Below are 16,464 nucleotides of genomic sequence, written 5' to 3' on the forward strand. Positions count from 1 at the left end.
ATTAATTTATCACTTCGTCAGTGATAAATAAGACGCAATAAACATTTAACAACTTAACCCTCTAAGCTAAGTTCGTTTGCTGTATCGCGTCGGGATGAGCTCATTATAGGGCAATTTCTTACACACGCAAGTGCTTTTAACTGATTGTTTTATTGAGTGTTGTATTTTTATGCACTATTTTGGATCATTTTTAAACTTTTTATCGTGTAAGCTTTTAATATTAAAGCAGAAATATGAACAAAATATTTCTGCTTTATTTTTTAACTATTTTTTCACATTTGTTTTTATTGTTTGAATACTGATGATTTTTACAGCTTGTTTAGGCACATCTTGGTGCATACCAACTGTTTGTGTTGGTGTCTGTACGATTTTATCGACGATATCCAGTCCTTGAGTCACCTTACCAAATACTGCGTAACCAGGGTTTCCAGCAGACTTATTTAAAAAGTCATTATTTGCAACATTAATAAAGAATTGACTGGTTGCAGAGTTTGGCGCATTGGTTCGAGCCATTGCCAAAGTCCCACGAACGTTCTTTAAGCCATTGCTAGATTCATTCTGAATCGCTGGTTGCGTACTCTTCTCTTTCATGTTGCTATCAAAGCCACCACCTTGAATCATAAAACCAGGGATAACACGATGGAAAATGGTGCCGTTGTAAAATTGACTATTTACATAGCTCTTAAAATTTTTTACTGATATCGGGGCTTGATCATCATAAAGCTCTATATTGATGTTGCCTAAATTGGTTTTAATTTGCATATCTGTATTGGCGAACGCTTGATTCACCAAAACCACTAAAGCAAGACCGATACCTATCTTTTTGATCATTTTCTTTTCCTTAAACATTTTAAATTAATAAGCCTCTCATAGTAGTCTGCCTTTATTCTTTTGAAAAATGACATTTAAACACGTTTACCAATACTCAACAGTATTCACGACTATATTTATATAGCTGTCATAAGCCTTGCTGGTTGTTGAATATGTTTTATAAACAAAAAAAAGTATAGCTAAGCGATTGTTATTAGATTTTATAGAACAATTATTTTTTCTGATTACTTTTTAGCCAATCACTTTTGTTCCACGTGAAACAAAAGTGATTTGTAAAAGATGATATTTTGTTATTGTTTATCCCAGAATTTACGAAACTCTTTACTCATCTCTATAACGTATTTTTTAGCTTTACGTGAAACAGGGGTTAAGTTAATAAATCCGTGCGTTTGATCTTCATAATCCTGATAATGAACCTTTACGCCATTTTGACGTAACTTATAAGCATAAATTTTACCTTCATCATGCAAAAGATCATGTCCAGCCGTTACTACAAATGCAGGGGCAAGTTTCTTTAGCTGACCATTGGTTGGTGAAATGATTGGATCATCCAATGCCATATTAAAACGCGTCGCATAATAGTCAGTCACATAATCAATATCTGAGCCTGTCAAAACTAGGCCATCTTTATAAGCAAAGAAAGATGGATGTCGACTCTTAAAATCAACAGCAGGATAAATCAAGAACTGGGCTTGAGGCGCAAACACTGTATTGACTGTGCGTTGTGCAACAACAGCGCTAATATTTCCGCCCGCACTATCACCTGCAACCGCAATACGGTTTTTGAGAATTTTAAATTGACGGCGATTTTGATACACCCAAGCCAAAGCATCTTCACAAGATTGAATTAAGTCACGTGGGCTAACTTCAGGTGCGAGTGGATATTCAATACTTAAAACCTGAACTTTTGCATGGGCAGCAATTAGGCGACACACTTCATCATGGGTGTCCACACTACCCACCACAAAACCACCGCCATGATAAAATACAATCATTGGCAATTTTTTATTTGGTGCAGGATGGTAATGGCGTGCATAGACACTGCCACTTTGCAGCGGAAGACGAATATCTTCAACAAATTGGATATGGGTCGATTTATTTATAATAGATTGCATTTGTGATTCAAATTGCTTTCTAGAGCGCTCTACATCTGCGCCAATAAAACCCACTTTGCCCTGTTTAAGTTGAGCTGCCATCAAACATTTGGTGAAGCTATCCAATTGAGGAAACTGGTACGGGTAACCCAATAACTTGGTTAATGACTCTTGAGCGAATGTAGGCAAACGATCTAAAGCCCTACCTGCTGAACCCTGCCCTTTTTCGACTAAATCATGAATACTACGTTGAAAAGCAACCATTATGATTCTTCCTTAAATGTTCAAATTCTTCATATTGTCTACATGATCAGGCATCGACTGACTATAATCTTATACAAGTCTCATCATCGATATACAAATATAATTTTTAAATACGCTAATCTGAGTTAAATGACTTGTCATTGACTATTTTGCTATATCTGAATTTTTTTTGCTATTTTGCTTGTTAAATGGAGACAACTTATGGCTATAAAAGCATTAATTGTTTCATTCATGACGTCTATTATTGCTGTTGGTTGTGTTGCATTTCCTGAAGATGGTTATGACTCTCGCGGCTATGGACAACCAGTGTATCGAGATTATGGCTATGGACAACGCTATGATCCAAGATATGACCGAAACAATGATCGCCAACGTTGGGAACGCGAGCGAGCCTATCGTTTACAACAAATGCGCATTGAACAAGAACGGCGCCAAAAGAACTGGGATAAACAACGTTGGCAATATGAACAAGCCAAACGTGATCAAATGAAAAGACAGCAATGGGAACAACATAGAAAAGATTGGAACAATAAATCAAATCGTGACCACCGCTGGGACAACCGACCTGATCAAAAACAGTGGCAACAGCGTGATCGTCAAAATCAACAACAGCAACGTGATAAAAGACGTGATGAGCGTAAAAACAGAGATCAAAACAAAGATTAATCTTCAAGAATCTGGGGCTAACCCAGATTCTTTTGTCTTTTTAGCAAACAATTTAATCATTTATAAAAGCAAAAGTAATGATTTTCCTCAGTAATTAATAGCTTCTGGCGTTTCTTCTTTGCTGAGGAAATTTTGTCATTTGGGTCATTGCGAACTGACTCATTTCAAGTAATGATTTCAATAACATCAATTCATCATTGAACTTGAACAATTGATTTGGAAAATCGATTGTTCAGAATAGATCATGTTTGGTTTAGCAATAAACGATTTTCTAAACTAGATACATTTTTGATGTCACAAAGTTCTATTGATCGAAGCTCTTCGATTTGATTGAACATGAATAATATTGATCATGGAAAGGAAAAAAATAATGAAATGGTCTAATGCTCTCATTGCTGCTGCGGGTCTTTTGCTTGCAACATCTGCCACCCAAGCAAAACAAGTTATGTGTGTGTTTGATTTAGTGGGTAAAAATGGTGATGTTTTTACCTTAATGAAAGATTATCAACTTGCAGCGAAAAACTGGGGTGCGGATCTGGAATTAAAAGTGAATTCAAATGAATCTGTTATTGCTGAAGATTTTAAAGCGGGTAAATGTGATGCTGTCAGTATCACAGGTATGCGTGGCCGACAATTTAATAGTTTCACCGGCTCTTTAGATGCAATTGGTGCGATTCCAGATCTCAATCTCGCGGTAAAAGTAATGCAAGGATTAGCAAATCCAAACTTTGCAAAATACATGACCAGTGGAAAATATGAAGTTGTTGGTGTTATTCCAGTAGGTGATGCTTTCCTGATGGTCAATGATCGCAATATCAATACAGTTGCAAAAGCAGCAGGTAAAAAAATTGCGGTACTCGACTATGACCAAGCACAAAAAATTATGGTTCAACAAATCGGTGCTCAAGCAGTTGCCGCGGATGTTACAAATTTTGGCAGTAAATTCAATAATGGTCAGGTTGATATTATTGGTGCACCTGCAGCTGTATTTAAACCTTTAGAGCTGCATAAGGGTTTAGGCACCAAAGGCGCTATTGTGAATTACCCACTGCTACAAGTCACAGGTAATATTATCATTCGTCCAGATAAATTCCCTGCTGGCTATGGTCAAAAATCTCGTGATTGGATTAAAACGCAATTGCCTCGTGCAAACACCATCATTGGAAAAATGAAAGCAGATATTCCGGCGAAATACTGGATGCAAGTTCCAGATGGTGATAAGCCTGGTTATCAAAAACTCATGCGTGAATCTCGTATCAGTTTGACCAAACAAGGCGTTTATAACAAACAAATGATGAAAATCCTTTGGCAATTCCGTTGTAAAAACGATCCGAAAAACTTTGAATGTGCGCTACAAGATGAGAACTACAAATAATTCTAGATTAAATCTGATAAATTTAGTCTGAATTTACTTTAAAGTTCACTCACTGACCATATATTGAGTATGTTATACTGAATATATGGTCTTTTCATTTAAGCCATTTGAAATCTGAGGAACAATATCATGACCGCCCAAGCACTTGAGCTGACTGACAATGCTGCAAATAAAGTTCGCCAACTTCGTGATAGCGAAGGTAATCAAGATCTGATGTTACGTGTCTATGTAACGGGTGGCGGCTGTTCAGGATTTTCTTATGGTTTTAACTTTGCCGAAAGTATGAATGAAGATGATGCTGAATTTATAAATGGTGATGTAAAAATGTTGGTTGACTCGTTGAGTTATCAATATCTCGTCGGTTCTAAAGTTGACTATATTGAAGGCTTAGAAGGCTCACGTTTTATTGTAGAAAACCCGAATGCAACAACAACTTGTGGTTGTGGTTCATCATTCTCAATTTAATTCAAAGCATATTTTTGAAGCAAATCATGCCCTCTTCTTGTGAGGGCATTTTTATGCTTGAGACATCAATCTTAAATCGTTTCTAAAATATGTTGGCTTAATTGTTTAGCATTCTGTACTGGTATCCAATGCGTCGCATCCATCACAATTTCTTTATAAGCTGCTTTTACATAATGATGATTTAACGCCACGCTTTTAGAACCGATCGCTGAGTCATGTTTGCCCCAAATAAATAAAGTCGGCACATAAACTGGTTGGGTTAAATTTTTATTTGAACTAAATGGAAGTCCTCGATACCAATTTAATGCATAACTTAGACGCTTTTCCTCCACGATGTCTTGTTGGAAATCTTCAAGTTGTTTTGCGGTCATACCTGAATCTTTTAATAAACCCAGACCCAACTTGGGTAGTTTCTCAAATAATAATTCTGGAATTTTAGGTAACTGGAATAAACCGATATAGTAAGATTTTAACAATTGATTACTACTTAACATCGAACGCATAAATGCCGCTTTATGCGGTACAGAAATCGTAATCAAATGTTTTATTTTTTCAGGATAACGTTGAGCAACATCCCAAGCAACCACTGCCCCCCAATCATGTCCAACCAAATAAACCTGTTGTTGGATCATATCGATTAAAGCATTTACATCTTCAACTAAAGCAGAACTTCTATAATCACGGCGGTTTTGCGGTTGTGCACCTAAACTATAACCACGTTGATTAACAGCAAAAGTACGATAACCGTTTTGATTCAAGATCTCTGCAGTTTCTTGCCAGCTTTTATTGGTTTCAGGAAAACCATGTAACAAGACAAAAGGCTGCCCATCCCAAGGACCCGAATCTATCACATCAAAGCTAAAACCCTCTCTTTGAAATGATTCTATGCGCTGTTTCTGTATCGCTAAGTTCATTGTGATCTCAGTTTTAATTTTTATTGATATTGGAAGCTTATGCGCTATTTTTTAACAGCAGTAAAGGACAATCTCAGCGCTAAACAGGTCGATCATTGTTCTACAAAATATCTCACACTGCCAAGCAAAAATGAAACCACAGTTTGAATTAAAATAATCAGTAGCAATTATAAATCAGCAAAACTGGTTTCATTTTGGTTGCTTTCATTTGTTTTACAGCGCATTTATTCTTATGTAAATATTGATTGCTAAGGTGTATAACTCACTTTAACAAGCATATTAGTTTTAAACTGCTGTAATCGTGCCTAAGATACGATAGCCTTTTGCCCCTGTAACAGCAGGTAGGTTGCCACTTAACTGTTGGTCAAAGCGCATGGCGAGCCACGCAAATGCGGTTGCTTCTACCCATGTCGGTGCTAAACCTAATGCAGAAGTCGATTGTACAGACCAGTTGTGCTTACGTAGACGCCAACGGAGTTGTTCAAGTAGATGTGAGTTATAAGCACCTCCACCACAAACATAGACCTCACCCGTATCTAGGGGCGAACGATAAATGGCTTTCTTGATGGCACGTGTCGTGAGTTTCATCAATGTTGCCTGAATATTTTCAGGGGTATCTTCTAATTCATCGTATTCTAAATCATTGCGCCAATCTAAAATCTGCTCATCTAACCATTCCAAATTAAAGTCCTCACGCCCTGTACTTTTTGGAGGTTCTTTAGAGAAGTATTCATTTGCTTGCAGGCGGTCTAATAATGAACGGATCGGTTGACCATAAGCGGCCCAATTGCCATTTTCGTCATAAGGTTGTCCGGTATAACGATGACACCACGCATCCATAAGAATATTGGCAGGACCTGTATCAAAACCATAAACATTCTGCTCATCACCAGCAGGCAGCATGCTGACATTGGCAATCCCCCCTAAATTGAGAATCACTCGATGAATGGTTGAATGCTGGAATAAAGCTTGATGAAACGCTGGAACTAGAGGAGCACCCTGCCCACCTGCCGCCATATCACGACGACGAAAATCTGAAATCACAGGAATTTGAGTAATTTCCGTAATAATATTTGGATCACCAATTTGTAAAGTAAACCCATGTTCTGGGCGATGCCGAATGGTTTGTCCATGACAACCAATCGCTTTAATTTGGCTTTTATCTAAATTATTTTCTTGTATGAGTTGGTTAATACCATTGCCAATCATGGTTGCAAGAGCAACATCAGCCTTACCCATTCGATCGATTTCATTATCATCAGGTAAGGTCAATGCCATTAATTCATCACGTAAATGAGGATCAAAAGCGACTGTAAGCGTGGCATGGAGATGTAAAGGATCAAATGAAGCAGCAACAAAATCGACGCCATCCATGCTGGTTCCAGTCATTACGCCAATATAGATTGTTGTCATGAGATATTCTTCGCCTGCATTATGCTGAAAAAATGTTAGTATATCGCACAAATAGTCTAACTGAAGTATTTGGGTTTTTGTAATGTCAAATTTCCTGCCGGCTGAAGAACAACTTGCCCTCATTCGCCGAGGCACTCACGAAATTATTTCTGAAGAAGATCTTCTGAAGAAACTAAAAGAAAATCGTCCTTTAAAAATTAAAGCAGGATTTGATCCAACTGCACCAGATTTACATTTGGGTCATACTGTTTTAATTAACAAATTAAAAGCGTTTCAAGATCTAGGTCATGATGTCACCTTTTTGATTGGTGATTATACTGCCATGATTGGTGACCCAACAGGTAAGAGTGCGACTCGTCCACCGCTATCGCGTGAACAAGTTTTAGAAAATGCCAAAACATATCAAGAACAAGTGTTTAAAATTCTTGATCCAAATAAAACCAAAGTTCGTTTTAACTCGGAATGGTTTGCAACAAAAACCGCTGCTGATTTGATTCAATTGGCTTCGCAACAAACTGTTGCGCGTATGCTCGAACGTGATGACTTCACTAAACGCTATAATAGCCATCAACCGATTGCTATTCATGAGTTTTTATATCCTTTGGTTCAAGGTTACGACTCTATCGCGCTTGAAGCTGATGTTGAGCTTGGTGGTACAGACCAAACCTTTAACTTACTCATGGGGCGTACTCTTCAAGGTCGTTATGACCAAGAAGCTCAAGTATGCATTACCGTACCAATCCTAGAAGGTTTGGATGGTGTCAATAAAATGTCGAAGTCTTTAGGCAACTATATTGGTGTATTTGATGCCCCAGGCGCAATGTACCAAAAAGTATTGTCTATGCCTGACAGCTTGATTGAACGCTATTTTGAATTACTCAGCTTTAAGTCTATGGACGAAATTGACGTTCTTCTCAAAGAAATGGCTGAAGGTCGTAATCCGCAAGACATTAAGAAAATTCTTGCACTTGAGTTGGTTGAACGCTTCCATGGCGCAGAAGCTGCTGAACATGCACATAAAGGTGCGGGTAACTTAATCACTGAAGGCGAGCTACCTGAAGGTACGCCTGAAGTGACTATTTCTCGTGGTGAATACAACGGAGAAATCTCGATTGTTTCTATTTTACGTGCCGCAGGCTTAACCAAGAATTCAGCACAATCTAAAGATGCTGTTTCACGTGGAGCCGTAAAAGTAGATTGGGAAGTTGTGGATGCAAACTTCACTGTAAAAGAAAATGTTACTTTGGTTATTCAGGCAAGTAAAAAAGCCATTGCAAAAGTGACCTTTACCGATTAATCCCGTGTAAGCCAATAAAACCAGAAAAGCCATCAACATTGATGGCTTTTTTTATTGAATAAATTTATTCACCTGCAAGTGAACATTCAAAGTTGGTGCAATCTACCGTACAGCGTGCTTTTTTCAGTACCGACATCATCACAGGATCGTACACCCCTCTTTTTGTTAACTCAATCCGCCCTTCTCGCAATAATTTCTGATAACGGAGTGCATCATCCTTAGATACATTTAATTTATATTTTGCTGGAATTTCAGCTTCCATTTTTTATATTTTCTTAAATGAACTTGGTAACTGCTTCACAGCCCACTCACGTGACTTAATACCAAAACCTTCTGGAAACTGCTCAGGTTTAATAATTAAATCGGCAGTCACATTCACTACGGGATAAGTAAACATTGCACCATTGCTAGCTAAACCTTTATAAATTTCCAATGGTTTATAGGCATAGGCTGGCGAAGCAATCGCATCCACCTCACCATCATTAAATTTTTTCACAAAATTAAAAATATCAGAAGGAACCCCGATTGCACCTACACGTTCAACGGCAACCTTTTGTGCAAGATCGTAATGCAGATATGCAAACTTTTTACCTTTACCCTTTTCCAAAGTATTCATTGCGCGATCTTTAACAAAGATATAAGCAATACCAATCGGGGTAATCATTGCCAATTCATATTTGACCCCATTTTTTTCAGAAACCAATCTTTTTGCATTGCGTTTATCCAAGGCATAGTTGATCGCTCTTCTGGCAATTTCATTGTTGGGAATTCCTCCCAAAGCATCAATAGATCCACCAAATTTATTGTATTCACGTGAGCGCATGGTGGTCATTGCAGCGGCATCACATTTATTGGTTTTAAATTTTTTATCCACGGCTTCTTCTGACTGATACACGGTTAAATTAATATCAGCGCCCCATGCTTTGGCTGCTAAAGCCCATTCTTCCAAGAGTTTATAAGATTCACCCGCTTTACCCAGTAAATCAAACACACACACATTTTGTTTTGCGTGTAGCAGAGGTGAAAAAAGCTGAAAAAATAATCGGTAAATATCCTATTTTATTCATCATCTCACATCCATATTTTTATAAATAGATTTATCCTTGTAGATGTAAAAGCAATCCGAGTCTTTTACTTTAACTGCATATTTTTAGGTGATACTGTGATTAATTCTACATAAATTGGATATTTTGTATTAATTTTTTAACCAACTTTTAGATGAGATAAAAAATTCAGGGCAAAATTCTGATAAAAATAAGTAGCTGAGCTGATTTCATTGAGCGGTTTTTTATTGAGTGGTTTTAAAATTAAAATATTCTAATGATTATTGCTGGTTTGCGAGATATACGCTTTTTTTATTTAAGCATGCACCATAAAGCATTGTTTATTTTTTTGAATTGATCCTATTTACCCAATTTATTGTGCTTTTCACTCAAGAAAAGACATTTTGTCACTTCTTTTATCAAATACATTTTTTGAACTCTACCATTTATCCTTTACTATACCGCATCCGATATTCAATAGTCAGTTTCCTATGATTCAGTTAGACCAACTTTCAATTCGCCGTGGTGGACGCATTTTATTCCAAAAAGCGTCTATGCAACTTCATCCTGGTTGGAAAATTGGTTTAACAGGTGTAAATGGTGCGGGTAAATCCACATTGTTCTCAGCACTTTTGGGTGGAATGGAGTCAGACAGTGGTAGCTTAACCCGTCCAAATATATGGACCGTTGCCCATATGGCTCAGGAAATCAAAGCCTTAGATATGAAAGCTATTGATTTTGTATTATCTGGCGATGAAGAATATTGGCTAATACAAGACAAACTAAACCATTCTGAAGATTTGAGTAATGATGAGTTAGCGCATTTATATAGCCGTTTTGAAGAAATTCATGGCTATACAGCTGCATCTAAAGCATCTCAACTGATGGCCGGTTTAGGTTTTTTTGAGCATCAATCAGAACTTTTGGTTTCAAGTTTCTCTGGTGGGTGGCGGATGCGTTTAAATCTTGCTCGTACCCTGATGAGTCGTTCAGACTTACTATTACTCGATGAACCGACCAACCATTTAGATTTAGATGCAATTTTATGGTTAGAAGATTGGCTCAAGGCATATGAAGGGACACTCATTTTAATTTCACATGACCGCGATTTCTTAGATGCAATCACAGATCATATTTTGCATATCGAAAATCAAGTACTGACTTTATATACCGGCAACTACTCAACTTTTGAAACTACACGTGCTGAGCGATTAGCACAACAACAACAAGCTTTTGAAAAGCAACAAGAAGCTAAAGCACACTTACAAAAATTTATTGACCGGTTTAAAGCCAAAGCGACTAAAGCACGACAAGCGCAAAGCCGCATTAAACAACTTGAACGTATGCAAGAGCTTGCCCCTGCACATGTGGATAATCCATTTACCTTTAGTTTCCGTGAACCAAGCAAAATGAGTTCACCACTGCTCACACTTGAACATGCAGATATTGGCTATGGCGATAAATTGATTGTCACCAATGTAAATTTGCAGATTACACCAAGTAGTCGTATCGGTTTACTGGGAATGAATGGTGCAGGTAAATCGACCCTAATCAAATCTTTAGTGGGTGATTTGCCACTGATTCAAGGTTTACGTAAAGATTCAGAATTACTCAATATTGGTTATTTTGCCCAGCATCAAATGGATGCTTTAGATGGCAATGCCAGCCCGATGTTACAACTTTCTCGCATTGCTGACCCGAAGATCAGTGAAGCAGCCTTACGCTCCTTTTTAGGAAGTTTTGGCTTTAGTGGCGAACGTATGGACACCCCAAGTGAAAGCTTCTCTGGCGGTGAACGTGCGCGTTTGGCTTTGGCTTTAATCGTTTGGTTACGTCCAAATGTTTTAATCCTCGACGAACCTACTAACCATTTAGATTTAGATATGCGCCATGCACTTACGATGGCTTTACAGGATTTTGAAGGGGCTGTGGTTTTAGTTTCCCATGAGCGTCAGCTGATCGCTTCAGTCTGTGATGAACTTATTTTGGTCCATGCAGGTCAAAGTAAGGAATTTGACGGGGATTTACAAGATTATGCAACGTGGTTACGTCAAGCACGTATCGATATGATCAAGAATGGACAACAGCCTAGTGCCCCTGTTCAATCTCAGGTGGTTGAAAAACCAAGTATTTCAAAACTCGATAAAGAAGCACAACGTAAAGAAGCAGCTCGTCAACGTGAACTGAGCCGTCCTATTCGTAAAAATATCGAGAAAATTGAAAGTCAAATTGGAAAAATTCAACCTAGACTTGTAGAAATTGAAGCATTACTTGCAGACTCAACCCTTTATGAGGCAAACCGTAAAGAAGATTTACTCAAACTCATGAATGAACAGACAGAGTTAAAAGTAAAATTAGAACAAGCTGAAGAAAAAATGCTTGAATTGATGATGGAACTAGAAACATTAGAAAGTTCTTTCGATTAAAAGGCACTTTTAATTAAAAAGTACTATTTAATACAATAAGCTCCTCAAATCAGCTAGAAATAGGCAGATGCTTTTTCTAGCTTTATTTTTAATAAAATAACATTAATAATCAACAACCTAACTAATTAAAACATTTTATTATTTAAATTTTTAACCGCAACTTAATCATTTCAACAAAATTTAAAGCACTTTATCACTTCTCATAAATCTTCAGTAATTCAATACATAGCCACGCTATGCAAACACATTCTCGTATTGATTCTCATTATTCGAGACCCACAGATCAAAAGAAGGCTTTTTAACACAATAATCCAATAAAAATCATAAGCTTATTTTATTTAACATCCAGTCACTTCCAAGCCTAAAAGCATCTTCAAATCCACAAAATACAATCATAACTTTTATTTATAATAGATAATTCACACCGTGGAACATATTAGCATATCTAAATAATAGTAAAAAAGGCTTTAAAAAGGACAATTCATTTGAATTTAAAAATATTTTTATCAATTGTTTGTGGATAAGTTAAAAATTTTAAAATAGTTCTTCTGACTCATTTTTTAAGAGGAATTTTTAACGATTTTGAAATTTAATATGCAAATAAATCAGTCTGTATTCATTGAATTTAGGCCTAATTGCCAAGTTACCCACACACTTATCAACATTATTTTGGTTATTAATAGAACAAAATTCAAGTGCAAAATTTAACCGTTCGTCGCTTTTTATAATGAACATTCATCTATTTTTTTTAATTTCAGCAAAATTATTTAAAATTACATAGATCATGAATTTCGAACAATTTGTAATGAAAAAACATAACTCAGCTTAAAAAACTGATTTATTTATAAAAAGCTTGCCTCTGAAATGAGAGTTAACTCGCTAATTCACAATAATTGTCAAAAAAAAAATAATAAATGGAGTAAATGCTCTATTTTTTTCAAACAAAGCTGATTAATATTGCGCTTATGGAAAAGTTCCTAAAGATGGATAAATAGATAAGGAAGAAAATATGAAAAAAATTGTATTCGCTATTGCTGCAACTTCAATCGTTGGATTTAGTTCAGCATCTCAAGCTGCGACAGATGTCTGCGTATTTGATTTATTAGGTAAGTCAGGTGAGTCATTTCAAATGGCGCAAGAATGGGCATTATCAGCAAAAAGTTGGGGCGCTGATATCAATCTCATCCCAAAACAAGACGAAGCTGTTGCAGATAACGACTTTAAAGCAGGCAAATGCGATGGCGTATTTATGACTGCAATGCGTGCACGTCAATACAATAAATTTGTGGGTTCAATCGACTCTATTGGCGGTGTGCCAAGTAATGCGATTGCACAAAAAGCCATTACTTTTGCCTTAGATGCGCGTAATGCTGCAAAAATGACCACAACATTGGGTGGTAAAAAATACGAAGTTGCTGGTATTGCACCACTTGGTTCAGCATTTATTTTTGTACGTGATAAAAATATCAACTCAATTGAAAAAGCCGCTGGTAAAAAGTTTGCTGTTTTAAGCTATGATAGCGCTCAAAAAATTCTAGTACAACGTGTTGGTGCACAAGCTGTTCCTTCAGATATCACAAACTTTGTTGCAAAATTTAACAATGGTCAAGTTGATATGGTCGGAGCACCTGCTTATGCCTACAAACCTCTTGAAATTCAAAAAGGTTTAGGTGCAAATGGGGCAATGTTTAACTTCCCAGTATTACAAGTAACTGCTGACTTTGTCATCCGTCCGGAAAAATTCCCTGCAGGCTTTGGTCAAAAATCTCGTGATTATTTTGTGAAAAACTTGCCAAAAAGCTTTGCTATGATTAATCGTCTAGAAGCAACTATTCCAGCAAAATACAAAATGAATTTAACCGCTGAAGATAAACTGAAATACCAAAAGTTAATGCGTGATGGCCGTTTAGAACTGACTAAACAAGGTATTTATGACGCAGGTATGATGTCTGTGTTGAAAAAAGCACGTTGTTCAGTAGATAAAGCCAACTTTGAATGTACGCTTGGTGGTGAATAATACTTTAGATGAAATAAGCTAAAGCCTACAAAAAACCAGCTTTGATAAGCTGGTTTTTTTGCTTTAAATTTTTAAATAGAAGCAAAAGTACTATCAAAATTAATATAACGATATAAAAAAGGGAATAAACCGAGGTCTATTCCCTTATTTACTGGTTAGAATGAGTTTAATTAAGCATCAATATCTGCATTTAATGCATTTTCCTCAATGAACGCACGACGTGGTTCTACATCATCGCCCATTAAACATGCAAACATACGATCGGCTTCAATCGCATCATCAATGGTCACTTGCAGCATATTACGGTTTTCAGGATCCATCGTAGTTTCCCAAAGCTGTTCAGCATTCATCTCACCCAAACCTTTATAGCGTTGGATCATCATGCCGCGACGTGAATCTGTCAAAATGTGTTGCCAAACCTGATGGAAAGTCGAAACGTTGATTTTACGTTCGCCTTTTTGCAGATAAGCACCGTCTTCTAACAAAGTGAACCAGCTCTTCGAGTTCTGCAATAAACGCTTATATTCGCCCGATGCCAATAACCCCGCATCTAATAAATAGCTATGCGGTAAATTGTGCACATAAATCGTTATACGCGGGAAATAAATCGTCGTTTTAAGCCCATCAGCAGTTTCTTTATCAAATGATTCCAAGCTCAACACTGGACGTAAACTTGGTTGCGTTGTTTCGATCGCAGCACGAAGTTTTTCACCCCATTGTTGTACATAATCTTGGTCATGATTTTGATCAAGTTTAAAATGCTCAAGACTTAACAAACCATCAAGCAGAGTCGCAGGATAGCGCACGGTTAAACGCTGCAAACTTTTTTGAGAGGTTTGATAATCGGCAATCACTTTCTCTAGTGCTACACCACGAATTGCAGGCGCTTCAGCATTGACACGTAATTCAAGTTCATCAATCGCATTTGAAATCAAATACGTTTCTAAAGCATCATTGTCTTTAATGTATTGCTCTTGCTTACCCTTTTTCAGTTTATACAGTGGTGGTTGTGCAATATAAATATAGCCACGTTCCACAAGTTCTGGCATTTGACGGAAGAAGAAAGTCAAAAGTAGGGTACGAATGTGAGAACCATCCACGTCAGCATCGGTCATGATAATGATTTTATGATAACGCAACTTGTCTGGGTTATATTCTTCACGACCGATACCGCATCCTAATGCAGTAATCAGCGTACCCACTTCCTGAGATGAAATCATCTTATCGAAACGTGCACGTTCCACATTAAGAATTTTACCTTTGAGCGGAAGAATGGCTTGCATTTTACGGTTACGGCCTTGTTTTGCAGAACCGCCCGCAGAGTCACCCTCGACTAAGTATAATTCTGAAAGTGCTGGATCTTTTTCCTGACAGTCTGCCAATTTACCTGGAAGACCGGCGATATCAAGTGCACTCTTACGACGTGTCATTTCTCGTGCTTTACGCGCAGCATCACGCGCACGTGCAGCATCAATGATTTTGCCTGCAATAGATTTTGCAGCCTGAGGATTTTCTAATAAATATTCAGAAAAGGCTTTATTCATTGCCTGCTCGACAGCAGGTTTAACTTCACTCGACACCAATTTTTCTTTAGTTTGTGATGAGAATTTAGGATCAGGTACTTTGACTGAAACAATTGCTGTTAAGCCTTCACGCGCATCATCACCACTAACCGCAACTTTCTCTTTTTTGAGTAAGTTTTCATTTTCCATATAGTTGTTTAAGCCACGCGTCAACGCTGCACGGAAACCAGCTAAATGCGTCCCACCATCTTTTTGTGGAATATTATTGGTAAAACAACGAACATTTTCTTGATAGGTATCGTTCCATTGTAAAGCAACTTCAACACCTATGCCATTTTCAGCTTGTGTGGTGAAATGGAAGATTTCATTGAGATGGGTTTTACCTTGATTGATATATTTTACAAACTCAGATAAACCACCTTCATAATCGAAGACATGTTCTAAGGCAACACGTTGATCACGTAGGACAATACGTACACCGGCATTCAAGAATGAAAGCTCACGTAAGCGACGTGCCAAAATATCGACATTAAAAATCGTTTGGCTAAACGTTTCAGTACTCGGCCAGAAACGAACAATAGTCCCTGTCGTTTCAACATCACCCACAATTTTTAACGGGTAAACTGGATCACCATGTTTATATTCTTGTTGATGAATGTGGCCAGCACGATGAATCGTAAGTTCTAGTTTGCTTGAAAGTGCATTGACTACAGATACACCTACGCCGTGCAAACCACCTGAAACCTTATAGCTATTATCATCAAACTTACCACCTGCATGCAGAATAGTAAGAATTACTTCTGCAGCAGAGACACCTTCTTCTGGGTGAATATCGGTTGGAATACCACGTCCATTATCTGCAACGCTGACTGACTCATCCTCATGAATAGTCACTAAAATTTCATCACAATGACCAGCTAAAGCTTCATCAATCGCGTTATCGACCACCTCAAATACCATATGGTGTAAGCCTGAACCATCATCAGTATCACCAATATACATACCTGGGCGTTTACGAACTGCATCTAGACCACGTAATACTTTGATACTAGAGGAATCATAAGCCTTTTCAATGGTGGGTTCTGTTTGAGAAGCTATTTGATCTTCTGAACTCATGGTTTCTCCCTAGTGAAAAA

General features: G+C 37.4%; 11 protein-coding genes and 1 pseudogene. 6 read left to right on the top strand and 6 right to left on the bottom strand.

Annotation, left to right across the window (positions count from 1 at the left end; genetic code table 11):
• Positions 1 to 264 precede the first annotated feature (264 nt).
• Both ACG9ZL_RS17450 and ACG9ZL_RS17455 read right to left on the bottom strand, forming a co-directional pair.
• Positions 265 to 831, bottom strand: a complete 567-nt coding sequence (locus tag ACG9ZL_RS17450) for a peptidylprolyl isomerase (RefSeq protein WP_336954643.1) — start codon at positions 829 to 831, stop codon at positions 265 to 267.
• Between the two features lie 290 nt (positions 832 to 1,121).
• Positions 1,122 to 2,189 carry an alpha/beta hydrolase gene (locus ACG9ZL_RS17455; protein WP_336954641.1) on the bottom strand — a complete coding sequence of 356 codons (1,068 nt, stop codon included), beginning with the start codon at positions 2,187 to 2,189 and terminating at the stop codon, positions 1,122 to 1,124.
• 201 nt (positions 2,190 to 2,390) lie between these two features.
• On the opposite strand from ACG9ZL_RS17455, the gene ACG9ZL_RS17460 reads away from it, so the two are divergent.
• The 3 genes from ACG9ZL_RS17460 (at position 2,391) to erpA (ending at position 4,695) form a co-directional block, all read left to right on the top strand.
• Positions 2,391 to 2,855, top strand: coding sequence for a hypothetical protein (locus tag ACG9ZL_RS17460; RefSeq protein ID WP_419328814.1), 465 nt, complete (start codon positions 2,391 to 2,393; stop codon positions 2,853 to 2,855).
• 370 nt (positions 2,856 to 3,225) lie between these two features.
• Positions 3,226 to 4,230, top strand: a complete 1,005-nt coding sequence (locus ACG9ZL_RS17465; protein WP_004818193.1) for a putative solute-binding protein — start codon at positions 3,226 to 3,228, stop codon at positions 4,228 to 4,230.
• A gap of 129 nt (positions 4,231 to 4,359) precedes the next feature.
• Positions 4,360 to 4,695 carry an iron-sulfur cluster insertion protein ErpA gene (gene erpA, locus ACG9ZL_RS17470; protein ID WP_004718915.1) on the top strand — a complete coding sequence of 112 codons (336 nt, stop codon included), beginning with the start codon at positions 4,360 to 4,362 and terminating at the stop codon, positions 4,693 to 4,695.
• A 71-nt stretch (positions 4,696 to 4,766) separates the two neighbouring features.
• Here the strand turns inward: erpA and ACG9ZL_RS17475 are convergent, their stop codons facing one another.
• Entirely contained in the window at positions 4,767 to 5,609 is an 843-nt protein-coding gene (locus ACG9ZL_RS17475) for an alpha/beta fold hydrolase (RefSeq protein WP_336954638.1), read from the bottom strand.
• A gap of 285 nt (positions 5,610 to 5,894) precedes the next feature.
• Complete coding sequence (locus ACG9ZL_RS17480; protein WP_419328816.1) at positions 5,895 to 7,022, bottom strand: anhydro-N-acetylmuramic acid kinase; 1,128 nt, start codon at positions 7,020 to 7,022, stop codon at positions 5,895 to 5,897.
• Positions 7,023 to 7,104: 82 nt separating this feature from the next.
• Between ACG9ZL_RS17480 and tyrS the strand changes: the two genes are divergently transcribed.
• Positions 7,105 to 8,319 carry a tyrosine--tRNA ligase gene (gene tyrS, locus ACG9ZL_RS17485; RefSeq protein WP_004718921.1) on the top strand — a complete coding sequence of 405 codons (1,215 nt, stop codon included), beginning with the start codon at positions 7,105 to 7,107 and terminating at the stop codon, positions 8,317 to 8,319.
• 64 nt (positions 8,320 to 8,383) lie between these two features.
• On the opposite strand, the pseudogene ACG9ZL_RS17490 reads toward tyrS, so the two are convergent.
• Positions 8,384 to 9,386 (bottom strand): annotated as a pseudogene (locus tag ACG9ZL_RS17490) (putative solute-binding protein).
• A 467-nt stretch (positions 9,387 to 9,853) separates the two neighbouring features.
• Here ACG9ZL_RS17490 and ACG9ZL_RS17495 point away from each other — a divergent pair.
• Both ACG9ZL_RS17495 and ACG9ZL_RS17500 read left to right on the top strand, forming a co-directional pair.
• Positions 9,854 to 11,788 (top strand): ATP-binding cassette domain-containing protein, encoded by a 1,935-nt coding sequence (locus ACG9ZL_RS17495; protein WP_336954633.1) that lies wholly within the window; start codon positions 9,854 to 9,856, stop codon positions 11,786 to 11,788.
• Positions 11,789 to 12,797: 1,009 nt separating this feature from the next.
• Positions 12,798 to 13,805 (top strand): putative solute-binding protein, encoded by a 1,008-nt coding sequence (locus ACG9ZL_RS17500; protein WP_336954631.1) that lies wholly within the window; start codon positions 12,798 to 12,800, stop codon positions 13,803 to 13,805.
• A 170-nt stretch (positions 13,806 to 13,975) separates the two neighbouring features.
• Here the strand turns inward: ACG9ZL_RS17500 and gyrB are convergent, their stop codons facing one another.
• Positions 13,976 to 16,444 (bottom strand): DNA topoisomerase (ATP-hydrolyzing) subunit B, encoded by a 2,469-nt coding sequence (gene gyrB, locus ACG9ZL_RS17505; RefSeq protein ID WP_336954629.1) that lies wholly within the window; start codon positions 16,442 to 16,444, stop codon positions 13,976 to 13,978.
• Between the last annotated feature and the right edge of the window lie 20 nt (positions 16,445 to 16,464).

The sequence above is a fragment of the Acinetobacter legionensis genome, assembly GCF_048551735.1.
Classification (GTDB): Bacteria; Pseudomonadota; Gammaproteobacteria; order Pseudomonadales; family Moraxellaceae; genus Acinetobacter.